The sequence below is a fragment of the Thiorhodovibrio frisius genome (assembly GCF_033954835.1).
GTDB classification, from domain to species: domain Bacteria; phylum Pseudomonadota; class Gammaproteobacteria; order Chromatiales; family Chromatiaceae; genus Thiorhodovibrio; species Thiorhodovibrio frisius.
In genome coordinates this window covers 402219-428087 of record NZ_CP121471.1, presented here as the reverse complement: position 1 = coordinate 428087, position 25869 = coordinate 402219, and the positions used below count along the sequence as shown (strand labels likewise).

21 protein-coding genes, 1 pseudogene and 1 riboswitch are annotated in these 25869 nt (G+C 59.6%); of the genes and pseudogenes, 17 read left to right on the top strand and 5 right to left on the bottom strand.

The features are described 5' to 3' along the window. Window positions 1-3: 3 nt before the first annotated feature. The 14 genes from Thiofri_RS02240 to Thiofri_RS02175 all read left to right on the top strand — a co-directional run bounded on the left by Thiofri_RS02240 (window position 4) and on the right by Thiofri_RS02175 (window position 11313). A complete protein-coding gene (locus Thiofri_RS02240; protein WP_009150035.1) occupies window positions 4-2244 on the top strand; it encodes an AAA family ATPase in 2241 nt (746 codons plus the stop codon). Window positions 2245-2313: 69 nt separating this feature from the next. After that, complete coding sequence (locus Thiofri_RS02235; protein ID WP_009150036.1) at window positions 2314-2865, top strand: Uma2 family endonuclease; 552 nt, start codon at window positions 2314-2316, stop codon at window positions 2863-2865. A gap of 129 nt (window positions 2866-2994) precedes the next feature. Beyond that, window positions 2995-3744, top strand: a complete 750-nt coding sequence (locus tag Thiofri_RS02230) for a hypothetical protein (protein ID WP_009150037.1) — start codon at window positions 2995-2997, stop codon at window positions 3742-3744. A gap of 68 nt (window positions 3745-3812) precedes the next feature. Beyond that, window positions 3813-4130: a gamma-glutamylcyclotransferase family protein gene (locus Thiofri_RS02225; RefSeq protein WP_009150038.1), complete on the top strand. Its 318-nt coding sequence runs from the start codon at window positions 3813-3815 to the stop codon at window positions 4128-4130. Window positions 4131-4291: 161 nt separating this feature from the next. Continuing rightward, complete coding sequence (locus Thiofri_RS02220) at window positions 4292-5635, top strand: PDDEXK-like family protein (protein ID WP_009150039.1); 1344 nt, start codon at window positions 4292-4294, stop codon at window positions 5633-5635. A 53-nt stretch (window positions 5636-5688) separates the two neighbouring features. Beyond that, a complete protein-coding gene (locus Thiofri_RS02215; RefSeq protein WP_009150040.1) occupies window positions 5689-6102 on the top strand; it encodes a hypothetical protein in 414 nt (137 codons plus the stop codon). Window positions 6103-6220: 118 nt separating this feature from the next. Beyond that, window positions 6221-6763, top strand: coding sequence for a hypothetical protein (locus Thiofri_RS02210; RefSeq protein ID WP_009150041.1), 543 nt, complete (start codon window positions 6221-6223; stop codon window positions 6761-6763). An 82-nt stretch (window positions 6764-6845) separates the two neighbouring features. Further along, entirely contained in the window at window positions 6846-7238 is a 393-nt protein-coding gene (locus Thiofri_RS02205; RefSeq protein ID WP_009150042.1) for a PH domain-containing protein, read from the top strand. A gap of 59 nt (window positions 7239-7297) precedes the next feature. Next, window positions 7298-7582 carry a hypothetical protein gene (locus Thiofri_RS02200; protein ID WP_009150043.1) on the top strand — a complete coding sequence of 95 codons (285 nt, stop codon included), beginning with the start codon at window positions 7298-7300 and terminating at the stop codon, window positions 7580-7582. Between the two features lie 32 nt (window positions 7583-7614). After that, on the top strand, window positions 7615-8082 hold the full coding sequence (locus Thiofri_RS02195) for a 5' nucleotidase, NT5C type (RefSeq protein ID WP_009150044.1): 468 nt from the start codon (window positions 7615-7617) through the stop codon (window positions 8080-8082). Window positions 8083-8316: 234 nt separating this feature from the next. Further along, window positions 8317-8619: a hypothetical protein gene (locus Thiofri_RS02190; RefSeq protein WP_009150045.1), complete on the top strand. Its 303-nt coding sequence runs from the start codon at window positions 8317-8319 to the stop codon at window positions 8617-8619. 236 nt (window positions 8620-8855) lie between these two features. Then, window positions 8856-9299, top strand: a complete 444-nt coding sequence (locus Thiofri_RS02185) for a hypothetical protein (RefSeq protein ID WP_143741971.1) — start codon at window positions 8856-8858, stop codon at window positions 9297-9299. Window positions 9300-9320: 21 nt separating this feature from the next. Further along, window positions 9321-10118: a PP2C family protein-serine/threonine phosphatase gene (locus Thiofri_RS02180; protein ID WP_009150047.1), complete on the top strand. Its 798-nt coding sequence runs from the start codon at window positions 9321-9323 to the stop codon at window positions 10116-10118. A 58-nt stretch (window positions 10119-10176) separates the two neighbouring features. Beyond that, on the top strand, window positions 10177-11313 hold the full coding sequence (locus Thiofri_RS02175; protein ID WP_009150048.1) for a response regulator: 1137 nt from the start codon (window positions 10177-10179) through the stop codon (window positions 11311-11313). A gap of 229 nt (window positions 11314-11542) precedes the next feature. Here the strand turns inward: Thiofri_RS02175 and Thiofri_RS02170 are convergent, their stop codons facing one another. Beyond that, window positions 11543-12271 (bottom strand): CusA/CzcA family heavy metal efflux RND transporter, encoded by a 729-nt coding sequence (locus tag Thiofri_RS02170; RefSeq protein WP_456129288.1) that lies wholly within the window; start codon window positions 12269-12271, stop codon window positions 11543-11545. 158 nt (window positions 12272-12429) lie between these two features. On the opposite strand from Thiofri_RS02170, the pseudogene Thiofri_RS02165 reads away from it, so the two are divergent. Then, a pseudogene (locus Thiofri_RS02165) lies at window positions 12430-13220 on the top strand (transposase zinc-binding domain-containing protein). A 595-nt stretch (window positions 13221-13815) separates the two neighbouring features. Here the strand turns inward: Thiofri_RS02165 and Thiofri_RS02160 are convergent. From Thiofri_RS02160 to Thiofri_RS02145, 4 genes are read right to left on the bottom strand one after another with little or no spacing between them, the layout of a single operon-like run. Continuing rightward, window positions 13816-14703 carry a substrate-binding periplasmic protein gene (locus tag Thiofri_RS02160; RefSeq protein ID WP_009150050.1) on the bottom strand — a complete coding sequence of 296 codons (888 nt, stop codon included), beginning with the start codon at window positions 14701-14703 and terminating at the stop codon, window positions 13816-13818. After that, window positions 14700-17432: an ATP-binding protein gene (locus Thiofri_RS02155; RefSeq protein WP_009150051.1), complete on the bottom strand. Its 2733-nt coding sequence runs from the start codon at window positions 17430-17432 to the stop codon at window positions 14700-14702. Before Thiofri_RS02155 ends, Thiofri_RS02160 begins: the two co-directional genes overlap by 4 nt. Beyond that, window positions 17429-19564, bottom strand: a complete 2136-nt coding sequence (locus Thiofri_RS02150; protein WP_009150052.1) for a M48 family metallopeptidase — start codon at window positions 19562-19564, stop codon at window positions 17429-17431. The genes Thiofri_RS02155 and Thiofri_RS02150 overlap by 4 nt, the downstream gene beginning before the upstream one ends. An 18-nt stretch (window positions 19565-19582) precedes the next feature. Next, complete coding sequence (locus tag Thiofri_RS02145; RefSeq protein ID WP_009150053.1) at window positions 19583-20170, bottom strand: LemA family protein; 588 nt, start codon at window positions 20168-20170, stop codon at window positions 19583-19585. Window positions 20171-20427: 257 nt separating this feature from the next. After that, window positions 20428-20526, top strand: a riboswitch (TPP riboswitch). Between the two features lie 141 nt (window positions 20527-20667). Between Thiofri_RS02145 and thiC the strand changes: the two genes are divergently transcribed. Continuing rightward, window positions 20668-22572: a phosphomethylpyrimidine synthase ThiC gene (thiC, locus tag Thiofri_RS02140; protein WP_009150054.1), complete on the top strand. Its 1905-nt coding sequence runs from the start codon at window positions 20668-20670 to the stop codon at window positions 22570-22572. Between the two features lie 268 nt (window positions 22573-22840). Next, a complete protein-coding gene (gene dnaB, locus Thiofri_RS02135; RefSeq protein WP_009150055.1) occupies window positions 22841-25729 on the top strand; it encodes a replicative DNA helicase in 2889 nt (962 codons plus the stop codon). The last annotated feature ends 140 nt before the right edge of the window (window positions 25730-25869 follow it).

Sequence of the window (25869 nt, the reverse complement as noted above, 5' to 3'; positions counted from 1 at the left end):
CGCATGACTGACAACCTTTATGGCTGGCGCTCGGATCTCAACGCTGTTCCAACCCGGGAACTGCGCCTGGCCCGCTTCGCGCTCGGACTGCTGTGCAGCGACAAGCGGATGCGCGAGCGCCTGGACGACCGCGATTTTCTGCGCGCTCTGTGGGAGCTGACCGGGCCGCTGCTGCCGTCCTGGGTGCGCGACCACCTAGTCTCTCTGGCACGGGAAAGCGACGATGATGACACTGATATCCTGAGCTTGGATGTCGCCATCAAGCGCTTGGAGGCCGATGATCAGGGCAATCCGCCCCCGTCCGGCAGGAAACCACCCCTGTTTTCCAGCGAAGGGCCACTGCGCACCTTCTATCGCCATCTGCCCCACGGCATGCTCAAACAGTTGGACCAGGCCGACGGCAATGGCAGCGTCTCTCCACTCGCCCGTCTCCTCGCGCAATCCCTGGGACTGGACGCCACCGCCGAACGCGTTCTGGAGTACCTCGATCTGCGCAACTCCTGTGGCGCCTTCGTGGAGCTGGTGAACGAAGCCGGCAACACGCGCACCCGCCTGGTGCGCGCCGATGCGCGCCATGGCGTCGCGGCCATGCTGCGCCTCGACGAGCCAGCCCTGCGCCGCGCCCTGCGCAAGAGCGCGCCGCTGCGCCAGCTCGGGTTGCTGGAGTCTCGGCAAAATCATCCGGACATCGAGGATCTGGTGCGCCCGAGCGATCTGCTCAGCGAGCTGTTCGAGGCCGAACCCAAGGACGAAGCCGCTCTGCTCGCCCGCCTGGTCGAGCCGGCCCCGGCGGGGGACTGGACGCCGGCGGCCTTCCCGCACCTGCGCGAGCGCGTGCTGGAGGTGCAGGAGACCCTGGCCGCCGCCGCACGCTCCGGCGTCGCGGGCGTCAATGCGCTCTTTTATGGCCCGCCCGGCACAGGCAAGACCGAGCTGGCCCGCGCCCTGGTCGCTGCCTGCGGACTCACGGCCTACCAGGTCGCTAGCACCGAGAAGGATCGCGACGGCGACGAGGACGGACTGGATCGTGACGGGCGCCTTTCAGCCTATCTGGTCGCGCAACGCCTGCTGGCCAAGCGCGGCGACGCGGTGATTATTTTCGATGAGGTCGAGGATGTCATCACCCAGCAGGACAGCTTTTTCGCCTTCTTCGGTGGCGCCGGCCCGACCGGCGAGCAGAAGGGCTGGATGAACCGCATTCTGGAGGAAAACCCGGTGCCGGCGATCTGGATCAGCAACCAGACCCGCGGCATGGATGCGGCCTTTCAGCGGCGGTTTTTGCTGCCGGTGGCCTTCGTCACCCCGCCACGCTCGGTGCGCTTGCAGATGGCCGAACGCCATCTCGGCGATCTCGGTCTGCCGCCAACCCTGCTGGAGGAGCTGGCGGCGGACGACCAGCTGACCCCGGCGACTCTGGGCGCGGCGCGGCGCCTGCTGGACTTGCGCCCGGACGCCCCCAAGGAGGCGACGGTGCGACGCAACATTGCAGCCATGCGCCGGTTGCTGCATGGCGCGCCGGCGCCCCGGCGCCGGGAACAGGCGACGGATTTCGATGTGGGCTATTTGAATTTGGCCGGCGGCATTCAGCCCAATGCGCTGGTGCGGGCGCTGGAGCGCGAGGGCACGGGTCGGTTGTGTTTCTATGGCCCGCCCGGTACCGGCAAGACCGCTTTTGCCGAGGTACTGGCCGAGGCGTTGGATCGGGAACTGATCGCACGGCAGGCCTCGGATCTGATCTCGCCTTATGTGGGCGAGACCGAGCAGAACCTGGCCGAGCTGTTTGTCAGCCTCGATGCCGAGCGCTCAGTGCTGCTGTTGGATGAGGTCGACAGCTTTCTCGCCGAGCGCCGTCAGGCGCAACACAGCTGGGAGCGCACGCAAGTGAATGAACTCTTGCAGCAAATGGAACGCTTTCCCGGCATCTTCATTGCCGCGACCAATTTGATGAGGGGACTGGATGCGGCGGCGCTGCGACGGTTTGACTTCAAGCTGCATTTCCGGGCGCTGAAGCCGGAGCAGCGGATTGGATTGTTTGCCCGCGAAGCGCTGGGGGATGCAGTCGCGGTGGTGCCGATGAATCTGGCGCGGCATTTGGAGCGGCTGGATCATTTGACGCCAGGGGATTTTGCCAATGTGTGTCGCCAGCAACGACTGCTCGGCGAGCGATTGGCACCAGAGGACTTTCTGCGACGGTTGATCGCGGAGTGTCGGTTGAAAGACTCGGGGGTGCCGGAAAGGGTCTAAACTTGCGGAGGGTGGGCGGATCTCAGCATTCGCCCACCAGTTAAACCCCACGATGACCGGAGATCTTCTATGGAAGCACTCAAACTTGACACGCTCAACGATCTGCTGCTGTCCCCGGACGAGCGGGTGGAGCTGATCAACGGCGAGGTCGTTCCTCGGGCGATGGCACGATTCGCCCACGGGCGTGCGAAAAATCGCATGGCGCTCAGCCTCGGCCCGTTTGACTCCGGAGATGAATCCGGCGGCGGCTGGTGGTTTGCCACCGAGATCAGCGTCGCCTATGAAGCGCACGAGTGTCCAACGCACGATCTGGCCGGGTGGCGTCGCGAACGGCTGCCGCAGCCTCCCGATGGCGTCATCGAATTGCCACCGGATTGGGTGTGCGAGATCGTCTCCCCTGGGAATGACAAGAAAGACACCGTGATATTGCCGCTGCTGCTCAAGCGCCATCAGGTGCCCGATTACTGGCTGATCTGGCCAGAACAACGGCTGCTGATGGCCTATCGCCTCCTCGGTGGCGACTGGCGGGTGATGGCGACGCTCGAAGGCAGCGAGCGTGCCCGAATCCCGCCCTTTGAAGCCATTGAACTGGATTTGGATGCTGTGTTTGGCGGCAGGTGAAAATTATACGACATAAGATGACGTATCGATACGCTATGCTCATCTCCAAACTCGATACATTTTTTATTGGACGACATACGTCGACTGCGATTGAGATGCCGAGTAATACACATTAAGGCGACTATCACCATGACTGCTGATGCACGGATAATCAATGCCATCGCCAACGAGATCAACGCCCTCCGCACTGGAACTTACGATGAAGTGATCTTCGACGAAGCCATCTTCGTCGAACTGCCAGAGCCCGACTATTTCTTGAGTCCTGATCCCGATGTCTACGACGGCCCAGACAACGAGCGCCTCCCCGACGAGTTCGCCGGGCATCCTCACCTATTGGGGGTGTATGTGCCGATGCACAGTCCCGGCCGCGTGATCCTCCTCCAGCGCAACCTGCACCGGTTTTACTGGTCGCTGATTGCGCAAACCCGGCGCGGACTGCCCTATCTGACGAAGCTCGATCTTTTGGGCGCCCTCGATCTGGTGGTCATGCAGACCTATCAGCATGAGTTGTTTCACTTCCATTGTGATGTCCTGCGGCAACTGTTGGGCGGCCACTCTGATCCCATGCGCGAGGAAGCACTGGCTGTCGCCTGGTCACGACAGCGAATCCTGAATCAAGCATGGAACTCCAGAATTGGACGCATGAATCGAGTGTTTTATCACCGTTTGTTGGATGCTGCCTTTGCCTATCGCTCCCCAGGTTATCGTGACTGGCCGCTGTTCGCCGATGACGCGCGTTTCCGCCCGGCATTGCTGGACTATTTGGCCACTTCTGCGTCCGTTGGCCGCTTGCAGACGTCAGGTGTCGCGAATCTAGCGGATTTAGTGACAGGAATGCTTGGCAACATCTCCGGTGGGTATAAAGAATATGTCCGCTAATGCAGCAAAAGGAACCCAAAGCTCAATAATTATGCGACAACTGCCTGAATCGGCAGGAGCAATTGACAGTGAAAGTATTTGTTTACGGAACCCTGTTAAAAGGGATGGAAAAAGAATCGGTCTTGGCCGCCGCCGAGTTCCTGGGAGCGGCCACGATCACCGCTCAACTCTTCGACCTGGGCTGGTATCCCGGCGTCTCCGAGGGAGACTCCCAGGTGATTGGCGAGTTGTATGACATTGACCAGACGATTCTTGCGGACGTGGACGCGATTGAAGGTTTTGATGAACACTACCCGGCACAGTCGCTGTTTGTTCGTAAAACATTGGAGGCGCGTTCTTTGTCCGATGGGCAATCGGTCAACGACTTTTGCTATTTTTTTAATTAACCGATTAAGGGGGAATTGATTACACATGGAGACTATCGCAGGTATTTGTGCGAACAATGCACGCATCAAAGTCGCGTTATCTAAAATTCTATGGCCCACATTTTCATCCACACTTTAGCGTGTAGCCGCTATTTTTGCCATGCTTTTTGGCAGGAGCATTCGTGAGCATCGAAAACTTATTACAGGATGTCAGCACGGCTGTCAATGCCCGTCGCGGAGCCATTCAACACCACTCAGAAATTCTGCTGAAAGATGTTTTTCAGCGGGTCTCGACTTTACGTCAAGCCAAGCGCCGTTTTGCCGACGAACTCGCGCCCGATTTTCATTTCTTTGATTATCTGCGCAGCGACGAACTTGGCCTGTCTCGCTGTCTCGCCGACTTGCTTGATCCAATCGCCTGTGACAAGCATGGCAAACATGGTCAAGGCGGACTCTTTCTAAACACATTTGTCAGCCACCTAAGTTACAGCCTAAAAAACGCAAACCTTGAGAAATGGGCGACGACTGCGGAATGTCAAGCTGTCACTCTGGAGCACCAAACAAACCAGGGACGCCGCATCGATATTCTGATCCGATTCAGCAATGGAGGCTTGATTGGCATCGAAAACAAGCCTTGGGCTGGAGATCAGGTCAACCAATTAAAGGACTACGCCAACTATCTAGAGAGAAACTCAACAAAAAGCAAGTGGCTTCTTGTCTACTTGAGCAACCGGAAACCAGGGAGTGAAAGTATTGATAGCCATACAATAAATAAACTGCAAGAAAACGAGAATTTTTTGTGCCTTACCTATCAAGACGCAGAAGATTTGCTTCAAACCGCCGCCCAGAAAACCCGCTCTGTAAGAGTTCGTGTATTTATTGAAGAAATGATTAAGTTTATTCGTACTAAAGTAAGTGGAGAAACAGACATGAGTGAACAGCAAGAGATCCAAAATAGCGTACTATCTTCTGCTGAAAATCTTGAAGCAGCTTTTCTAGTTGCGAAAACCTTTGATTCGATTAAGACGAATTTAATGTGTAAACTTAGGAGCGACCTTAATAAAAAACTAGCTAACAAACCATATTGCCTGGAGAATAACGAACGTTTTTTTGAGGGACGCGGAGGAAATGACGTTGGTTTTAAATTCTTCGACTGCAAAATGAGAACGCGTCTCGTTATTGGTTTTGAATCGAGTTGGTTCCGAGACTTTTTTGTTGGAATTGCGAGCTATAATGAAAGCGACTTAACCGATGAAGAATCAGAGTTGATCAGAAAAATTATGGATAAAATTATCGATGTTTCTGAACCGTATGGCGGAATCTATCCATGGTGGATATATGGTGACAGAGTGACTGTCTTTGGTGAAGGATTTCGCCACTGGCAAGATGACGCGAAACCATGGGTAGCTATTAACGACGGAACTCTTATCGAAAAATTGCTTGAAATTGTCGATAGGATTTATGAAGTGCTGAAAGACCAGAACGCGCTTCTGTGTCATGATGGTCTTGTTAAAAATATTACCTGACTTGTTAAAACTAGAGAAAAGCTCCCAATTATTTACCGCAACGAGGTGTAGTTGTGCAAACAGAAACTTTTCCTTTAGCTGAGCGTATCGCCAAGTTAGCTGCGGACGGCGGACTGTCAGTCGATCAACTGTTCGAAATCGCCGTATCTCAATCCGGCCCGATCAACTGTTATCCCGGCGAGCCCGGCGATCAATGCCACCCGCTTGCACTCTTTGTTGCCCTGCACGGACAACTGCGCCAAGGCAAGGGCCATTACAACTGCGCCCAGATTCTTGAAGAGATGGTTCGCCATCTGCAAGGCCGCTGCCCTGGAACAACCCGCCATGCGGTGCTGATCGTCGATGCTTGGTGGCATGATCACTATGAGAAATGGCGCGCCAACATTGAGACGATGAAGCAAAGCGGCGTTCATATCGAAGCCTTTCTGATCGGTGCCGGCGGTTGGGTGGCACCATTGCCAATCTGACCTCAGTCTTGCGGTCACGGAGGCGGCGGACTAATGCCGCCGCCAGCCCGGGCATTCGGAAAAGGACGGTGCGCTATCAAGCGATTCGGTTTTACAGCACAGGATCTCAGGAGGAAAAATGCGCTCGGCAATCACGCAATTGGAAAGTGAAATCTGGAATAGCTGTGTCAGGCAGCTTGCGGCGCGCGATGAGAAAACTGCAAATCGTTGGCAAACTGACGAATTCGCTCATCTCAACGAAAGGTTCCTGGTGCAACCCCTACCGGCTGAACTTGAGCCTTTGGTTAGCCAAGCGGTCATGCAATGGCAACAGATTGAACAACAGGTCTGTGGCAAACTGGGTATGACTTCTGAGCAGTTTTTGCATAGTTTTGAAAAGGTAAGACACGATTTCATCAGCGACGGCAAAAAATGGGAGCCGATCATCGGCGCCATGCAAGATGGCGTGGCCGGTGCGGTGCGCAACATGGACTGGGTCAACCTGTTTTCATGGGTGCTGCCCAAGGCCGTGAGGGAGCCTGGCGGGCAATACCTTAGCGTTGGCAAGGTGGTCACGGCCATTTTTTATTGTGAGCTTTTATCCAAATATGGCAAACGCGATGAAAACGGTTATTTGCGAAAAATTGAAGCGCGCTGGCGTTTGGTCAACGAATTGACTTAACGCTTAAGCATAGCTTCATCGCGAAGATTCACGCGAGCCACTTCATGATCGAAAAAATGTCTACAAATCACAGAGGCACTCAATGAAATTCTTCGATCAACACCTAATTCCAGGCGAAACAATCTACTTTCGCCCTCATTATCAACCTTTTACTTTTTCGCGGTTGATCTTCCTGTTTCCGGCCCTCTGGATGATGCTGTGCAATCTGCTGTTCAACGATATCGTCGTCACCAATAAACGCTTGGCGATACGTCGACAGGTTGGCCTTCAGCTAAAAAACGACGAAGTGCAGGGTCGGCTGATTCGCTCGGCGGATATACAGCAGTCAATCATCGGTCATGTCTTCAGCTATGGCGATGTGCTCATTGACGGATCAAGACAACAGCACAATTTCGAGCTGAAAGGCGTCAGCGATCCGAACGGCTTGCAGAAGGCGGTGCTCGCCATGATGCGCGGAACCTTCGAGAGCGGCTGAATCCGAAGCCGCCGAATCCGAGGTTGTTTCATCCAAAAACCAAACGAAAAGAGTGAAATATGATGAACAGATTTGAGACTGTTCCAGTCGATGACGAGACCAAAATCCTTTTGCAACAAGAGGCTCAGCTTGGCGATTACGCCGTTCTGTATCAAAAATGGTGGTGGGATGGGATCATGGCCGAGAGCATCATCTTTGCCAATGAAGATCTGGGAGACCTGAGCGAGAAGCAAATCAAGGACATGGTGCGAGCCTCGCCTTTGGTTGAGGAGGGCTCGCAACTCACTTACAAGCGCGGGGACTCTGGTTTCACCTTCGTCAGTTTCAACTTCGACACTGAATAAGAACCGTTGCCGCTGACGAGGCCACTCCAATCATGCACGGGAACCCTATGCTCAAAATCCTCTATCTTGATATGGACGGCGTACTGGTTGATTTTCTGTCGGCCTTGCCGCGCGTTGACCCCAGCTTGGTGCAGAAGCACGACGGCCATCTTGACGACATTCCCGGATTGTTTGCCCTGATGCAACCCATGCCCGGCGCTGTCGCGGCCTATCACGAGTTGCGCACGCTGTTCGATACCTACCTGCTGTCCACCGCGCCTTGGGAGAACCCGTCGGCGTGGAGCGACAAGCGTGTGTGGGTGGAACGCTATTTGGGCGAGAGCGCGCGCAAGCGGCTGATTCTCACCCATCACAAGCACCTCAATCAGGGTGATTTTCTGGTCGATGACCGCACCCGTCATGGCGCTGACCGCTTTGTCGGCGAGCATCTGCACTTCGGCTCGCCGGCCTTTCCGGATTGGCCGGCGGTTCTTGCCTATCTGCGCACACAATCCAACTGATTGCTGTTTCATCCGCATGACTCACACACCCGATTTTGACCCCCTTCTGGCTGATCAACCCTCGGGACCCGCCGGCGGAAATTCAGAGCGCGTGTTTTCACTCTGCGTCGGCTTGGGACGCGCGACCGAGCCGCTGCTCGCGGCCTTGCGTCAGCATGATCGACGCAATTTCGCGGTCGATGGTCTTTTCGTCCAATCTGGTACAAAGCCGTCGGTGCTGGATGCCTGGTCAATTTGCATCGCGTGTTAACGGCCGGGTTTTATGTCCGCGCCGCCGCGACTCTGTGGAATCATCCCGACCGTGAACGCCAGGCAGTCGAGCGTTTGTGGAAAAAACTCCAACCCAAGCACCCGAAAGGCGCGATGGCCTTTCTGTCTATTAGCTACGCCGAGGCCAATCTCGGTGACTTCAGCCGCCTGAGGGATGATCTGATGTCCCGTCTGCCGGAGGATGCCTTGGGCTTTGCGGTCACCCACTGGCAGCATGGCCTGCGCACTGGACGACGCGTCCTGGCCGCGGCGCTGGCCGAGGATTGAGTGTTTTCGTGGTGAGCCAATTCGGGATTAAGCGGATGGCGATCTTACCCAAAAACAGGGTATCCCGAGGCACTCCATTCATTCACCAGGCATACGGCGCTTGGGTCCAGAACAATTATCGGCGCTTCCGCTATCCGCCCTGGATGGCCGACTCATCCGAGCAGCGTCTCATCCTGCGCTTTTCCGGCTTGGCCCCGGACTTGTCCTTTCAGCTTCAAGCCAATGGACTGGCGACAATGGATATCCGCGACAGGACTGTCGTCGACGCCCATGACGCCCAGGGCAGGCTCCTCGACATGATTGCTGACTTTGATCTTTTCGAGGAAATCAGCGCCGATGGCCACTATTTCTGCATGCATTGCGAACCGCCCACCTTGTATTCAACCCGTTACGAACTTTGGCAGGATCATGTGTTCGAGAAAATGCTCGGGTGGATCAATCAACTGAGACCGGGGGATTGGATTTGCGTCCATGGCGGTGGGACGCAACCAGGTTGCTCAGGTGCTGCTTTGATACGGTCGCGAACCGAAGATATTGATCTCGAAAGGCTCCGTGACCGTCGCGACCGATTGAACAGTCTGCTGGGCATCGAGAAGTCGGACGCGAGCCAACCGATCTGCAAGCGCAGCTTTCCCCTTGTGGAGCAAGAGCAGAAGCCGATTTCCACTCAGTCGCCATGACTAACACCTAAAAGGATCACCATGTCCGATCAAGCCAGTTCCCGTCCGCTGCATCTCGCCAGTCTACAGCACTGCGGACTGGTCCCTCGCGAGCAACAAGATGCGCTGCTGGCCGCCGGTCAGGTATGGCAGGCAAACGACCTGGCTCCGCGCCATGAGGCGTTCGAGGCGGAGACAGGCCTGTGCGCGGTGGCCGATGGTGTTGCCGCCAGTTACAAGCCCCAACTGGCCAGCCGCGCCTTGCTGGAGCTCTTGCGCGATGCGGAGCAAGACGGGTCCGAGCATTGGCAGGACGGTTGGATCGGCCCGCGGGCACTGCGCCGCGTCATCCACCCGCGCTTGTGTCGCAAGCTGTCCCGCCAGCCCGCGCTGCACGCTAGCGCCACGACGCTGGCGATGCTGCAATGGCGCGACGGCCACTTCAGCACGCTTAATGTCGGCGATTCGCGCATTTATTGCATTTCCGCCGACGGGAATTGGCGACAGCTCTCAGTCGATCACACCTACTACCAATCGATGCTCGAGCGCGGCGAGTTGCAACCCGGCGAGGAGGTCGGCCATCTCTATCACGACCTTGAGCACATGATCAGCGCCGACGAGACCGAGGACGATTTTGCCATCCACTGGCAAACCGGCCGTTGGCCAGAAGGCTCGACCTGGCTGCTATGCACCGATGGCTTGCACGACAGCCTGAGCCAGAGCAAGGTGGAGGCGTTGTTCGACCCAGAGGCATCGCTCCCCGAACTGGCCGGTCGCTACCTCCATGCGGTGCTGGACGCTGGCGCGCCGGATAATCTTTCCTTCCTACTGGTGCGCTGAATTGGCGTCAACTGAGATGTTGTGACCGGCCTCGCGACCCGATGCTTTCCTGGCCACAATGAGCCACGAAATCCGGACGCCGCTCAATGGCGTTCAGGGTTTTCTCCAGCTCTTGGGTATGTGCGACTTGGATCCGGAAGCGGCCGAGTACGTCGACTCTGCCATGGATTCCTCGCAAAGCCTACTCACTCTGATCAACGATATCCTTGACTTCTCCAAGATTGAGGCTGGCAAGTTCTCCATTGAGTGTGAGCCCTTCGCAGTTGACGCTCTGGTGCGATCAGTGGTCAACACCTTCAGTCCCAAGGTCGCATCCAAAGGCATCACCCTGAATGCCGCTATCGACCCAGGCGTCGACGCTCTGGTAGTTGGCGATGAGGCCCGACTGCGTCAAGTGTTGTTTAACCTGATCGGCAATGCCGTCAAGTTCACCGACCACGGGGAGGTGCGCCTGGACGTCCGGGCGCTGGAGTCCATTGATGGCGAGCGCATCCGCCTGCAATTCACGGTTATGGACACCGGCGTCGGCATTTCCGCGGACAATATTCCCGATCTCTTCGAGCCCTTTACTCAGGCCGACAGTTCCCTCCGTCGCCGCTTCCAAGGCAGTGGCCTGGGTCTGGCCATTGTCAAACGACTGGTGAGCTTGATGGGCGGGCAGGTAGTGGTCGACAGTGACTTAGGCCGTGGAACGACGGTCCGATTCGACATCGTTGTCGGCACCTGTGCCGAGGACGCATCAACTGACAACAACCCTGTTCTGGCGGACCACCAAGCCGGGGAGTCGCAAGGTAAGCTTCTGCGCGCCCTGGTGGTCGATGATGAACCGATCAACGCCAATCTCCTGTGTAGAATCCTGGAAAAGCTGGGGCACAGTCCGGAGACGGCCTGCAACGGCCGCCAGGCGTTGGAGATGCTGTCCGCTCAGCGGTTTGACGTGGTGTTCATGGACGTATCGATGCCCGAGATGGACGGCATCAAGGCGACCCGCCTCATCCGGGGAAATCAGAACGGTGACCTGGACGCATCCATTCCCATCATCGCCATGACCGCCCATGCCATGGAGGGGGACCGGGAAAAGTGCCTCGCCGCAGGGATGGATTGGTACCTGTCAAAGCCTATTGATACCAAGGCCCTGCACAGGGTTCTCGATTGTTTCATGGAGGGGGAAGCCAGATGCAACCCTACAGAATAACGTCCCGCCGACGCTGAAACCCGTGCTGCTCACTGCTCTTGCTTCGGGGCATTCATTACCCTGGCGGTTGTTTTGTTTCAACTGCTAAATCCCGAGTTATAGACAGGAAAGCAGATCAAGGCTGAGTGACCAGTGTTGCCATCCACCGACAATGCGGCTGCCCACCGTTGCCCAAAGGCTCCGACCACCAGTGGTCGCGCTGGCCGCAGCCATGCCCGGGCTGCGGGTTTCATTGTCCGTGTGTAACACTACCGGTGCTCATAAGCTGTCCTGTATTCCGCCGCCACAGCAAATAAATCGCCGGCAGCACGAACAGGCTGAGCAGCGGCGCGGTGACCATGCCGCCGACCATGGGGGCGGCGATGGGGCGCATGACTTCGGAGCCAACTCCGCCCTGGAGCATGATGGGGAGCAGGCCCGCAAAGATGGTCGCGACCGTCATGGCTTTGGGGCGAATGCGCAGCACCGCGCCTTCCTCGATGGCGGCTTTCAGGTCTTGCTCGCTTGCCAGAGTTCCGGCGCGGCGGGCGTCGGCCAGGGCGTTGTCGAGGTAGACCAGCATGATGACGCCGAACTCGACCGCCACGCCGGCGAGCGCGATGAAGCCGACGGCGACGGCAATCGACAGGTTGTAGTCGAGCAGATGGATCAACCACAGGCCACCGACCAGCGCGAAGGGAAGCGACAGCATCACTAACAGCGCCTCTGATACGCGGCCAAAGGTCAGATACAGCAGCACGAAAATGATCAGCAGCGTCAGCGGCACCACCATGGTCAGGCGCTCCTGGGCGCGTTGCATGTACTCGTACTGGCCTGACCAGGTGAGCGAATAACCGGGCGGCAGCGCAACCTGCTCGGCCACCACCTGCTTGGCCTCCGCGATCCAGCGCCCGAGGTCGCGGCCGCGGATGTCGACGAAGGTCCAGCCGTTCAGGCGCGCGTTCTCGCTTTTCAGCATGGGCGCGCCGTCGGACTCGGCGCGAGAAGGTTCTCACCAGCCTGCTCACCCTTTGGTCGGGGCTGACGGTGTTTCTCGCCCACCCGCCAATACCCTCGCATGACGACTATACTGTATTTTTATACAGTTCATTGCTGTGGCTCCACCAGCACTCCATCATGGCCGTCGCCGCATCACACCGCCCGATGGTGGCCTATCGTCGCCGCTGTCCGGAGCACACCGCGCTCTACCAGATCGTGCAACAGCATCTGGAGTCTTTTCTCGCTCTCGCGAGAGAGGAGGATTGGGGCGCGCCGCGCGTGCCGACTTATGTCGAGCGGGAGTTTCGCCGCTACCTGGAGTGCGGCATTCTCGCCTTCGGTTTTGCTCGTGCACGCTGCCCTGACTGTGGTCATGACTTTCTCGTGGCGTTCTCCTGCAAGGGGCGCGGGGTATGTCCTTCGTGCAACGCGCGACGCATGGCTGAAACAGCTGCCCATCTGGTCGATCATGTCATACCGCCACTGCCGGTGCGCCAGTGGGTTCTTTCAGTACCCAAGCGCTTACGCTGGTACCTGGAGCGCGAGCCGCGAGCGCTCAGCGCCGTGCTCAAAATTCTCATGCGCGTCATTGAGGCGCATTTGCGCAGAAGCAGTTCCGCGAATGCCCAGCCGCGCCTCCTCGCTCACCGGCACGCTATCTCTGGGTCATGCTACTGGCCCGCCTGTTCGAGTCGCTGCCGCTGACTTGCCCCAATTGTGGCGCGGACATGCGCCTGATCGTATTCATCACCGAGGCCGCGCCCATTGGGCAGATTCTCACCCATATCGGCGAACCCCCTCGTCCTCCGCCCATCGCTCCCGCGCGCGGACCACCCGCCTGGGATGATGCGCCCGAGCCAGCACCGGACTGGGATGACTTTGCTCAACCCGAGCCGGAGTTCGAGTTCGATCAACGCGTCGCTTGGTAGCCACGCCTTTTCCCACCAGACAAGGCGCCAAGGGCGTTTGTCTTCAGTTCGCCCGCCCGCGCCCAACTTCGCTCAAAACACGCAACCAAGTCCGTCCTGCGCCCCTCAAAACGGGCGAGCAGGCGTGTTTCCGCCGTTGACCTCGTTCTCATCGACCGATAATATCCGCACTGACACGCGTACTGGATCCCCAGGGTGGTTTGGATTTCCTATCCTCGGGCCTGAATGCCCTGCGCCGCAGGGTCGTTGGTTGCGTTTTCGTGATCGGACAGTGGCTGGACTTTGCTGTCTGCCTGACATTTGTTGGCAGGGCCTGAACGGAGTGACTTGCGGTCGCGCCTTGTGCGAGCCATTGAACAGATTCTCCTTACGCAGGGTAGTGATCGGGCCAGACGCAAGAGTGGCGATCTTGGCTCGGACAGGATGCGGAAACCATTGACTTGGCGAGCTGAATCTGGCGCGTTCAGGCCAAGTATCAGCCGATACCCAGCTTACAGAAGACCGAGATGAACGTCTTCGCCCAGCCGACTCCTAATCTTCACTAAGCCTTCTGACTGATGCTGTCCAATTTTCTGCTTGTCGCCGGTTTGCCGATTCAGTCGTTTGGTGGGTCGATGGTTACAAAACTGCGCTCATCACTGTCCTGATCATCCACGTCCCCCACCAACAATAGCGACAGGCCGTTTTTTTCTGCTGCCACCGCCAGACGACCGTCCTGCTTGATGGATTGCACAAATTCTTGCATGCGCGCGTGCCAGGCATCGTCACCCGGCTTGAGTGCATAGGCATAGGGCGTGATGTGAAACCCGCCTTCGGGTGCGATCAGCCGCGCCCAGTCGACGGTGTCAAGCATTCGCTTCCCGTAGGGATAGTCGGTCATGAACACATCGGCGCGCCCGGAGCGGACTTCCTGCTCGCGTGCGAAGGGGGTGTCGAAGACCTTGAGCCTTGCCTGCTGCAACCGCCGGCGCATGATGGGTTCGTGCAGGGTGCCCTTAGCCACGGCAACCAACACCCCGTCGCGGTCGATATCCTCCCAGCTATTAATGCGGCGATTGGCCTTGGTGGTCACCGCGTAAATGTCGCTGGCAAGATGCGGCTCGGTAAAGCGAAGATGCTTTTCGCGCTCCGGGGTGATACCAATGGCGAACATGGCAACATCGCAGCGATCCTGCTCAATATCCGGAATCAGCTCGGCAAAGCTGCTCTCAATCAGTTCAAGCTCGACGCCCAGATCTGCGGCCAGCGCTTGGGCCATGTCGTAGTCAATGCCAGACAGGCTCTGCGTGCGCGGATCGCGATAGGTAATGCCATAGTATTCCGGCCAGATGCACACCCTCACCTGCCCTGCGCTCAGAATGCGCTCCAGGCGGTTGGGCTCGCCATTGATACTTTGGCCCGTACTTTGATCCGTGTTTTGGGCCATGCCTTGACTTAACCCCAGCATCAACCCGGCGACCAGCCAGGCTCGTGGTCCCATCATCGGGCTTTCTCCTCTGACTGCTCTGGCTCCTCTGGCATGGCGTCAAGCCCGGCCTTAAGTTCAGCGAAAGCGCGGCTGTATTCTTCTCTTGCTGCAACCGCGTCAGGCGTTGCGATCTGGTCTTGCTTCAGCAGTTTCTCAAGCCGCGCTGCGGCCTGTTGCAGCCGCCGCGCCGAGACGTTGGCCGCAGTGCCTTTGACGGTGTGCGCGATCTCCTTGGCCCTGGCAATGTCCTGCTGCACGATGGCTTGCTCGAGCTGGCCATGGTGTGCCAGCACGGCCTGGCGCGACTGGAGCAGGACCGACAAGAAAAGCTCAGCATCATCGCCAAACCGATAGGCGCCGTCGGCAAGGTCGATGCCGGCAATGGCGTCGGGCGGAACAGCCACTGGCAGTGCATCGGCTGGAGCAGACTGCGCCGGTTTGGCAAGTGCGGCGGGTTCCAGCTGACCATGGGAGACCAGGTCTGGAACCAGCCAGCGCGCAAGTACCCGTTTGAGCGCCGCGATGTCGATCGGTTTGGCAACATGGTCGTTCATACCGGCGGCCAGGCAGCGCTCCTGCTCGGAGCGCATGGCATAAGCGGTCATCGCAATGATTGGCACAAGCGCAAAGGGCTTGCGGGAGCGCAACTCTCGGGTCAGCTCAATGCCGTCCATACCCGGCATCTGCACGTCGGTAAAAATCAGATCGATCCCGCCGCGTTCGCCCAGTATGCGCTCAGCCGCGCCAATCGCCCCGGGGCCATCCGCGGCCACCTCGGGCACGATGCCAAGGGTTCCGAGCAGACCGCTGGCCACCTGAAGGTTGACCGGGCTGTCATCCACCAACAACACCCGGGCGCGGGCGAGCAACTCAGTCTGCTCGGCGGTGAACCCTGGCTCGCTTGGCAAGGTCGCGGCGACATCGACGGTGGCGGGCTCAAAGGCAAGCATCAAGCAAAAACAACTGCCCTGCCCCGGCTGACTTTCCACCTCGATATGCCCGCCCATCAGGTGCGCGAGATGCTGGCTGATGCTCAAACCCAAACCGGTGCCACCAAAGCGCCGGGTGATGGACGCATCGGCCTGGGTGAAAGGCTGAAACAAACGCGCGAGTTGCTCGCTGCTCATGCCGATGCCGGTATCCCTCACCGCAAAGCAGACCGCCTGGCGTTCGCCCTCTTGCGCCGCGTCTGACAGCGAGCGCACCTCAAGCGTCACCCGGCCCTGCTCGGAGGTAAACTTAATGGCATTGCCGAGCAGATTGGTCAGCACCTGGCGCAACCGCAACGGGTCACCGAGCACCGGCGCGCCAAGCTCTGGCGCGACCTGCACGCGCAGGTCGATCTGCTTCTCCCGCGCCGGAAACCCCATCTGGGTCTCAAGTTCGGACATCACATCGGGGAGGCGGAAGAGTCGGTGCTCGATCTCGAGCTTGCCAGCCTCGACCTTGGACAAATCGAGCACGTCGTTGATGATACCGAGCAGTGCCTTGCCCGCCAGCTCAATCTGGCACAGATAGTCGCGCTGCCGTGGCGCCAGAGGCGTCTGCAACGCCAGCCAGCTCATGCCGAGAATGGCGTTCATGGGCGTGCGGATCTCGTGGCTCATGTTGGCGAGAAAGGCGCTCTTGGCCTCGTTGGCCTGCTCGGCGCGCTCCATGCTCAGGCGCAGGTTGAATTCTTTTTCGCGCTGGAAAAAATACCCCAGCGACAATCCCCAGAAGACCACCAGCATCGGCACAATCACCGCCAGCACAATGGTCTGGGTGCGATGAAAATTCGCCAGCACTATCGCCTGATCCAGATGCACCAGCGAAACCACCGGATACAGCGACGAGGAGCGATAGACCGACAACCAGGCGCGGCCCTCGCGCGTGGGGTCGAAACGCCCGAAATGGCTGCTGCCAGCCCCCGTGGTCGGGATGGCATAGGGACTGATGGCGCCGACTGCTTGCGCCGGATCGGTGCTGAGCAGGCGCCGGCCATCAATGCGCAACAGCTCGACCCGACCGAGCGAAAGCGGCAGCGACTGGCTGAAATATTGCAAGAAGAAATCCGGGTTTAGGGCGCCTAGCAAGCGCAGCCCACTGGCGTCTTCAAGCCCGTAGCACAGGGGCAAAAAGCTGAGATCAGCCCCAGCCACAGGCGCAAGCGGCGTGGATGGTCGACCGTCGCCGAAATCGCGCCCTGCCCAGGGCTGCCCCAGACGCAGCAGACGCGGGCGGTCGCTGAGCGGCAGAAATTCAAAACAATTGATGCCCAGTCCCAGATTGTCGGGATTGGAACTGGCAAGAATGATCCGCTTTCGTGCCAGGGACAGGGAGCGCATGCTCGGCACATGCAAAATGGCCGCCGCCAATGCCTTTTCTTGCTCGCTCGCATCGGCGCGCGCCATCACCCCCGTCCAATCCTGCCCGGAGGCCAGCAGCTCGGTGATATTCAGCGTCTGGGTGGCGAAGTCCTCGAAAGCTCTGGCATAGGTGGCGGCGGTGGCGTAGCCGTTTTCAAGCGCATCCTCGCGCAGCTGATAAAGCGCAAAGACGGTGATGAAACACAGCACCCCAGAAAATGCCAACACCGCAGCAAAGTAGGTCCACTTCGCCGACCAGCGCTTGCGATAATCCCGAGGCGGGGTCTGTATTGGCTCGCGCACTGGTTGGGGCGCTGGTTCGGGCTTGGGCACCAGCTCAGACTCGCGCACTGGCGCGGCCTCTGGCAAAGGCTGGGGCTCGGGCTTGGTGCTCATCTCCCCTGATTGACCTCGGCAAAATGGCGCAACTGCCCTGGCAGCAACAGCGGCATGGGCACGCCAAGCAAAGCGCAGATGACGCGCAACAGCTGACCTTCCGCCAGACGAATGCTGGCATTTTCAACCACAGCCGCCTCACAGGCGGCAAGCAGCGCGCGTTTGCGCTCCGGGCGCAAGCGTGCCAAACGGCGGCCCGCGCCGATGAGTGCTCCCGGGCGCAGCCCGGTGCCGGCGAGCAAGCGCCAAGCATAGGGCTCCGGCGCCTGAGCGCAGGCAGCCGCAAATGCCCGCTCGACATCGGCGCCAGTACCGGCCGCCCGCGCCAGGCAGGAGAACACAAGATTCATGGCAGCGCCTTTGCCGATGCTGTTATCGACGATGCTATCGACAGGGTCGGAGGCGATGCTGACCAGGTCTGCATGCGCGGATGCCCCGGCCTGCACTCCGACCAGCAGCAACAGATCGAACAGCCCAGCGTCAAGATCCGGGGCTGCAAGCTCGGCAAGCTGCCGGAGCAGGTCAGCACGCAGCCTTTGGGGCAGCGCCTGCAAACTTGGCAGCGCCAAATCGAACACCAGCAATTGCGCCTGCGCCGGAAGCGCAGACAACAAGCGCACCCAGTCAGCCAGGGCCAGGCCCTTAGGCGGCGCAAGCACTTGCATGCGATGGTTGCTCTGATCGGGGCGGCTCAGGCAAAAGAGCGCCTGCACCAGGAGCGCTGCGGATTGGGGTTGATGCGCCGCCTGCTGGATCTCCGGGGCGATCTGCGTCATCAGATGTTGCACGTAGGCCAAATGCCCGGCTTCGAGCTGACCGGCGCTCTGCACCAGCAGAGAGCCACCTGCGGCGGGCTTGTCCGCGTCGAGCGATGGGGCCAGGGCTGAGACAGACGCCGGCACCGCTTGCGCCGAAGAGACACCAGGGGCGAGTGCAGCACCGCCATGGACCTGCATACCGCTGGCCGAAACCTTGGCTGGAACACTGGTTGGAAGGCTGGTCATACCACTGGCCAGCGCACCGTTCGGAGTGCCGAGCCCAGCGGCGGCCCCATTGACATCAACCGCTCGCGCCAAGCTCTCGGCACCGCCGTGCGGATCAAGGCGCTGAATTCGACTGACCAGCGGCGGGTGAGTCGCCAGCCAGCCGCCCATGAACCCCTGAGCAGAACGCAGAGAACGGGCGTCGTCGCCGCGCTTGCGTGCGCGCCCGCCACCATCGGCAAAAAAGAAATGACGCGCCTGCTCAGCCGCCGGCGTTTGCAGCCCGGAACCAGCTTGGAGAATTTTCAGCAGCGCAGCTTGGAGCGCTTGTGGATTGCGCGTGAATTGCACTGAGGAGGCATCGGCCAGATATTCTCGCTGACGCGAGGCGGCGGCCTGAATCAAGCGCCCGAAAAACAACCCAATGGCCCCAAGCACCAAGACTCCAAGCCCAAAAATAGCCAACCGACTATCCTGGTTCTTGCTCCCGCGCCCGCGATTTGGCGCCAGCGCAAGCATCCAGCGCCCCAGCGTCCATAACATCAGCAGCCCGAAGATCACTCCCATCAGCCGCACATTCAACGCCATATCGCCATGCACGATATGGCTCATCTCATGGCCGATCACCGCCTGTAGCTCATCGCGGCTAAACTGATCCAGACAGCCACGGGTCACGGCCACCACGGCCTCATCGGGAGAAAAGCCGGCGGCAAAGGCGTTGATGCCCTGCTCATGATCCAGAATGTAGACCTGCGGCAAAGGCATGCCGGCGGCGAGGGACATTTCCTCGACCAGATTCAACAGGCGACGCTCGGCAAACTCTGTCGTGTCACGCTCAACGCGCCGCCCACCGAGTGACTCGGCCACACCGGCGCCACCGGAATGGCGCAACATCGCGATCTTGACCAGGCTGCCACCGCCGATTACTAGCCCGACACCCAGCAGCACAGCCACCAGAACACCCGGCTGCCACCAAAGCAGAGGCTGGAAACCGCCACTCGCGGCGGTGCTACCATCCATGACGCCAGTAAACAAAAGCAGCGCCAGCCCATACACGCCAGCGGCAATCACCAGCAATGCCAGGCCGAAGTACAGAATCAGCACTCGCGTATTCGTGCGCGCCCGCGCCTGTGCCGCGAAAAAGTCCATATCGCACTTCCGCCCGCGTCAGAAACTGATCTTGGGCACTTCTCGCGCAGTGGTGTCTTCCATCTCCCACATTTGCGCCTGCTTGAAGTTGAAATTGGCAGCGAACAGATTGATCGGGAAGGATTGCAGGCGATTGTTGTAATTCAGCACAGCATCATTGAACGCCTGACGCACGAAAGAGACTTTGTTCTCGGTGCTCGAGAGTTCTTCCTGCAACATCATCATGTTCTGATTGGCCTTGAGGTCCGGGTAATTCTCAGCCAGCGCGAACAAGCGCCCGAGCGCCCCGCCGAGGGCCGTCTCGGCACCGGCCAAAGCCGCCATGGCAGCGCCGTCGGTCGGATCGCCCTTCATCGTGATCTGCGCCTGCTGCGCCGCCGCACGCGCGGAAATGACCTGGTTCAATGTATCTTGCTCGTGCTTCATGTAGCCCTTGACCGACTCGACCAGATTTGGAATCAAATCATGGCGCCGTTGGAGCTGGACATCGATCTGGGAAAAAGCATTGGCGATATTGTTGCGCGCGGCGATCAGACCGTTGTACGACGTGACACCCCAAATCGCCAGCAGCGCTAAAATTACCAAAATGACAATGAGCACCACCATGATGAGCCTCCTCGGATAAACTAAACCAGCTGGCATTCTATACCCGAGAACCGCAAGGCTTCTGCTGAAATCGGACGGATAGCACTGTCAGAGTCTTGTGGTTGAGATTCCAGGGGTACCTGGTGTCATTGGTGTCTTTGGTTGCTTTTATAAAGGCTCCAAGGACCACAACGACTGCAAGGACTCCCAAAGCCCCCAAAGACATCATCAGAATTCACCCGCTTGAAATCCCCCGCGCCTTGGGCTAGCGTGCTATTACATCCTGCTGGGGGTGCCCGAACAAGCCACGGGCTGAGAAACACCCTTAAGCACCTGATCCGGTTCGCACCGGCGGAGGGAAGTGGGGATCATGCGACCGGCCAATCAGGTGCCCCAACAAGGTATCTTTAGAACGCGGCCCAGCTGATACTCTTCTCCCGCCCCACCCGTGCGGCCAAGACCCGACTAACCGCCGCCGGCCCGGATGCGCGCCGTGCGGTTTAATGAGGACAGCCGCGATGAACGCCCCGCCCCGCACTCTTCCCGCCGATTTTGTCGCCACCAGCACGCGCCTGTCCGCCGAGGTGACGCGGCCCTTTCCGGCCTCCCGCCGCATCTGGGTGCAAGGCTCGCGGCCCGATCTGCGCGTGCCGCTGCGCGAGGTCGTGCAGACACCAACCGAGACCAATCAGGGACCAGAAGACAACCCACCCATCCCGGTCTATGACACCTCCGGCCCCTACACCGACCCGGACGCGACCATCGACCTGCTGCGCGGCCTGCCCGATGTGCGCGACGCATGGATTGCCGAGCGCGGCGACACCGAACAGCTTGGGGGACCGAGTTCCGCCTTCGGCCAAGGTCGTCTGCAGGACCCGACGCTCGATCACCTGCGCTTCGAGCATCGCCGCGCACCGCGCCGCGCCAAACCTGGGCAGAATGTCACCCAGATGCACTACGCCCGCCAGGGGATCATCACGCCGGAGATGGAATATGTCGCCCTACGCGAGAATCTAAAGCTCGACGAACTGCGCGCTGACCCGCGTTACGAGAAGCTCCTGCGCCAGCATCGCGGCGAGGCCTTCGGCGCCAATTTGCCGGATCACATCACGCCGGAGTTCGTGCGCGACGAGGTCGCCCGCGGTCGCGCCATTATCCCGGCGAACATCAACCACCCCGAACTCGAGCCCATGATCATCGGGCGCAACTTCCGGGTGAAGATCAACACCAATATTGGCAACTCCGCACTCAGCTCCAGCATCGCCGAGGAAGTGGAAAAGATGGTCTGGTCCGCCCGCTGGGGCGGCGACACCCTGATGGACCTGTCGACGGGAAAGAACATCCATGAGACCCGCGAATGGATTCTGCGCAACGCGCCTGTCCCGATTGGCACCGTGCCCATCTACCAGGCACTCGAGAAGGTCGATGGCCGCCCCGAAGCACTCACCTGGGAGCTCTTCCGCGACACCCTGATCGAGCAGGCCGAGCAAGGGGTGGACTACTTCACCATCCACGCCGGGGTGCTGCTACGTTACATCCCGCTCACCGCTGATCGGGTCACTGGCATCGTCTCCCGCGGTGGCTCCATCCTGGCGAAATGGTGCCTGGCGCATCATCAGGAGAATTTTCTTTACACCCATTTTCGCGACATCTGCGACATCATGGCCGCCTACGATGTCGCTTTCAGCCTGGGCGATGGCCTGCGCCCCGGCAGCCTGGCCGACGCCAACGACCGCGCCCAGTTCGCCGAGCTGGAAACCCTGGGCGAGCTGACCAAAGCCGCCTGGGAGCAGGACGTACAGGTGATGATTGAAGGCCCCGGCCATGTGCCCCTGCAGATGGTCCAAGAGAATGTCACCAAAGAGCTCGCCGACTGCTACGAGGCGCCGTTTTACACGCTAGGCCCCATCATTACCGATATCGCGCCGGCCTATGACCACATTACCTCCGCCATCGGTGCAGCCAACATCGGCTGGTATGGCACCGCCATGCTCTGTTACGTCACCCCCAAGGAGCACCTCGGCCTGCCCGACAAGCAGGACGTGCGCGACGGCATCATCGCCTACCGCATCGCCGCGCATGGCGCGGACCTGGCCAAGGGCCTGCCCGGCGCTCAGATCCAGGACAACGCCATGAGCAAGGCGCGCTTTGAGTTCCGCTGGGAGGACCAGTTCAACCTGGCCCTCGACCCCGAGCGCGCGCATGAGTTTCACGACCAAACCCTGCCGCACGACTCGCACAAGGTCGCGCATTTCTGCTCCATGTGCGGCCCCCAGTTCTGCTCGATGAAAATCACCCAGGACGTGCGCGAGTACGCCAAGGCCCACGCCCTGAGCGACGAAACCCGCGCCCTGGATGCGGGGCTGGAAGAAAAGGCTGCGGAATTTCGCAATACCGGCGGGGAAATCTACAAGCCGGTTTAAACCCAGCTTCCAGGGTCGAATCCATACGCCACTTGATAGCTTTCGCTGGCGAATATCATTTCACTGGCGAACTTTCGGCTTTGGGTCGGGTGCCGGGCGCGGGGGTCTCGGCGGCCCTTGATTGCAATCAGGGATGCCGCCGTGAAGCCTCCATGGATGGATTCACGGCGTCCCCCGCGACCGGTACCCGACCCAAAGCCATGGGCAAGCCCTTACCGCTCAGACATTGCCCCCCTCCCAAAACCGCACTGCTCCGCAAACACAAAGGATGACGTCCTTGGACCCAACCGCCCCACCAGAACTCGCCGACGCCCGCGTCCCACCGCACAACATTAACGCCGAGCAATCCCTGCTCGGCGCCCTGATGCTCGAAAACGCCACCTGGGAGCAGATCGCCGACAAAGTCTGCGAAGACGACTTCTACCGCCAGGAACACCGCCTGGTCTTTCGCGGCATCGCCATCCTGGCCGAGGAAAACCAGCCCTTCGATGTCGTCACCTTGGCCGAAGCGCTCGAAAAGCGCTCGCTGCTCGAGGACATCGGCGGCCTGCCCTATCTCGCCGAGATCGACCGCAACACCGCCTCCGCCGCCAATGCTGTGCACTATGCGCGCATCGTGCGCTTCAACTCGGTGCTGCGCCAGCTCGCCCGTGCCGGGGTCGAGATCGCCGACCTGGCCTTCGCCACCGAGGGCCGCAGCGAGTCCGAAATCCTCGACCTGGCCGAGGCCAAGGTGTTCCAGATCGCCGAGCAACTCACTCGCGGCGGCGGAGGCTTCCAGCCGATCCGCAACCTGCTGGTCACCGCGATGGACAAAATCGACGAACTCTACCATCGCGAAGAACCCATCACCGGCGTCCCGACCGGCTTTACCGACTTCGACATGAAAACCTCCGGTCTGCAAGCCGGGGATCTCGTTATCGTGGCCGGACGGCCGTCAATGGGCAAATGCCTCGAGGCCAACTCGGAGATCCTGCTGGCAGACGGTCGCGTCGAAACCATTGAAACCCTGTTCCACCGACGCCAGGCCGAACTGCTGACACTCAGCGAACGGCTGCGACTCCAGACTGCGCGGGCGAGCGCATTCGTCGATGACGGCTTCAAGCCCGCCTTCCGTGTGACCACAAGGCTCGGCCGCGTCGTTGAAACAACCACCACGCATCCCTTTCTAACGCTGGATGGCTGGAAGCCGCTTGGCGAGCTCAAGGTCGGCGACACCATTGGCGTCCCACGCCGCCTGCCGGTCTTTGGCACCCAGGCAATGCGCGAGTGCGAGGTCAAACTGCTCGGCTACCTCATTGGCGACGGCTGCTTTAGAAACCGAACGCCCAAACTGATCAACGAAAACGCCTCGATTCAAGCGGACTTTATCTCCGCCGCGCAGGATTTCGGCGGGGTACGCGCATTACTCAAGCAACGCCCCGACCGAACTCCCGAGGTCTGTGTGATCGGCGATCACGCGCGCATCAAGGATCAGCGTCGAGTCTTTGGCCAAGCGCTCGCGGACGCATTGGTCGCGGCTGGATCGTCCCAGCGCGCCTTCGCCCTTGCCACAGGCGCATGCCCGGCCAGCGTATGCAACTGGATTCAAGGTCGCAGCATGCCCGGTGTGGCGCTTTTCGACCGCATTACAGACTTTTTCGCCGACATTCGCGTTACCTGGGATCCCAATCCACGGTTGGATGGCGCGAAAAATGGTCCCAATGCCTTGACTCGCTGGCTCATCGAGCTTGGACTTTGGGAACGCGACGCGCACGGCAAATTCGTTCCCACGCCCGTCTTTCAACTGCCGAAGGATCAACTGGCTTTGTTTCTAAACCGGCTCTTCGCCACCGATGGCTGGGCGACGCGCTTGAGCAGCGGACAATGTCAGCTTGGCTACGCCTCGGTCAGTGAGCGCCTGGCCCGACAGATTCAGCATCTGCTGCTGCGCTTCGGCATCATCGCCAAGCTGCGTCACCGCCGCATTCGCCGCGAACAGGGCCACTCCCATGCCTGGCAATTGGATATCACCGATGGCGACTCGATTCGGACCTTTGCCACCGAGATCGGCATCTTTTCGAAAGAGCCCGCCCTCGAGCGCGTGCTCGAGGCGCTCGCGCAAAAGCGCCAGCAGACCAACACCGACCTGATTCCAGTTGGCGTCTGGGAGCGGCTGCGAGCACTGAAGGGTAAGGAGTCTTGGGCGCATCTCGCAGAGCGGGCGGGATTGATCGGCACCAGCAACATTCATGTGGGCAAGCGCGCCCTGCCCCGCAAGCGGCTCGCAAAGCTGGCCTGCGCCTTGGGGGATCAGTCGCTAGTTGATCTTGCTTGCAGCGATCTGTTCTGGGACCCTATCGTCGCCATCGAGCCCCTTGGGTTGCGTCAAGTCTACGATCTCACCATCCCCGATACCCACAATTTCATCGCCAACGACATCTGCGTGCACAACACCAGCTTCGCCATGAACATGGCCGAAAATGTCGCGATAAAAACCGGCAAAGGCGTCGCCATCTTCAGCATGGAAATGCCCGGCGACTCCCTTGCCATGCGCATGATGTCCTCGCTCGGGCAGATCGATCAGCACCGAGTACGCACCGGCAAGCTCGGCGATGAGGACTGGCCGCGCCTGACCTCGGCGGTCAGTATGCTGTCGCAAGTGTCCATGCACATCGACGACACCGGCGGTCTGTCGCCGACCGAGGTGCGCGCGCGGGTGCGGCGCCTGCAACGGGAGCTGAAGCGCGAAGAGAAAGAACTGGGCATGATCGTCCTCGACTACCTGCAACTGATGCAGGCACCGATGGCCGGTGAGAACCGCGCGACCGAAATCTCGCTGATCTCCCGCTCACTCAAGTCGCTGGCAAAGGAGCTGAGCGTACCCGTGGTCGCCCTGTCCCAGCTCAACCGCAGCCTGGAAAGCCGACCGAACAAGCGACCGGTCATGTCGGACCTGAGAGAATCCGGCGCCATCGAGCAGGACGCCGACCTGATCGCCTTTATCTATCGCGACGAGGTCTACAACGAAGACAGCTCCGACAAGGGCATTGCCGAGATCATCATCGCCAAGCAGCGTAACGGCCCCATCGGCACCGTGAAGCTCGCCTTTCAGGGGCAGTACACGCGCTTTGATAACCTGGCCCACGACTACTACAGCGAGGGCGGTGGGTTTTGAACGTTACAACCTAGCCAAACGGCTTGGATGTCCGGCTTATTTCCGGCCAGACTAAGGTCGCGAGAGACGGCGCCAAGCCCTCGTAGTCGTTATGCACAAGCGGGACCGAAGCTTGAGCAAACGGTTGAACGCCGTTGTTT

Coding starts and splice junctions, on each gene's coding strand:
- Thiofri_RS02205 (WP_009150042.1), top strand. CDS start 6,846: ATGAAATTCTTCGATCAACACCTAATTCCAGGCGAAACAATCTACTTT.
- Thiofri_RS02240 (WP_009150035.1), top strand. CDS start 4: ATGACTGACAACCTTTATGGCTGGCGCTCGGATCTCAACGCTGTTCCA.
- Thiofri_RS02160 (WP_009150050.1), bottom strand. CDS start 14,703: ATGATGGGACCACGAGCCTGGCTGGTCGCCGGGTTGATGCTGGGGTTA.
- Thiofri_RS02145 (WP_009150053.1), bottom strand. CDS start 20,170: ATGGTGGTGCTCATTGTCATTTTGGTAATTTTAGCGCTGCTGGCGATT.
- Thiofri_RS02170 (WP_456129288.1), bottom strand. CDS start 12,271: ATGCTGAAAAGCGAGAACGCGCGCCTGAACGGCTGGACCTTCGTCGAC.
- Thiofri_RS02230 (WP_009150037.1), top strand. CDS start 2,995: ATGACTGCTGATGCACGGATAATCAATGCCATCGCCAACGAGATCAAC.
- Thiofri_RS02185 (WP_143741971.1), top strand. CDS start 8,856: ATGGATATCCGCGACAGGACTGTCGTCGACGCCCATGACGCCCAGGGC.
- Thiofri_RS02175 (WP_009150048.1), top strand. CDS start 10,177: ATGAGCCACGAAATCCGGACGCCGCTCAATGGCGTTCAGGGTTTTCTC.
- thiC (WP_009150054.1), top strand. CDS start 20,668: ATGAACGCCCCGCCCCGCACTCTTCCCGCCGATTTTGTCGCCACCAGC.
- dnaB (WP_009150055.1), top strand. CDS start 22,841: ATGACGTCCTTGGACCCAACCGCCCCACCAGAACTCGCCGACGCCCGC.
- Thiofri_RS02210 (WP_009150041.1), top strand. CDS start 6,221: ATGCGCTCGGCAATCACGCAATTGGAAAGTGAAATCTGGAATAGCTGT.
- Thiofri_RS02200 (WP_009150043.1), top strand. CDS start 7,298: ATGATGAACAGATTTGAGACTGTTCCAGTCGATGACGAGACCAAAATC.
- Thiofri_RS02235 (WP_009150036.1), top strand. CDS start 2,314: ATGGAAGCACTCAAACTTGACACGCTCAACGATCTGCTGCTGTCCCCG.
- Thiofri_RS02180 (WP_009150047.1), top strand. CDS start 9,321: ATGTCCGATCAAGCCAGTTCCCGTCCGCTGCATCTCGCCAGTCTACAG.
- Thiofri_RS02150 (WP_009150052.1), bottom strand. CDS start 19,564: ATGGACTTTTTCGCGGCACAGGCGCGGGCGCGCACGAATACGCGAGTG.
- Thiofri_RS02155 (WP_009150051.1), bottom strand. CDS start 17,432: ATGAGCACCAAGCCCGAGCCCCAGCCTTTGCCAGAGGCCGCGCCAGTG.
- Thiofri_RS02195 (WP_009150044.1), top strand. CDS start 7,615: ATGCACGGGAACCCTATGCTCAAAATCCTCTATCTTGATATGGACGGC.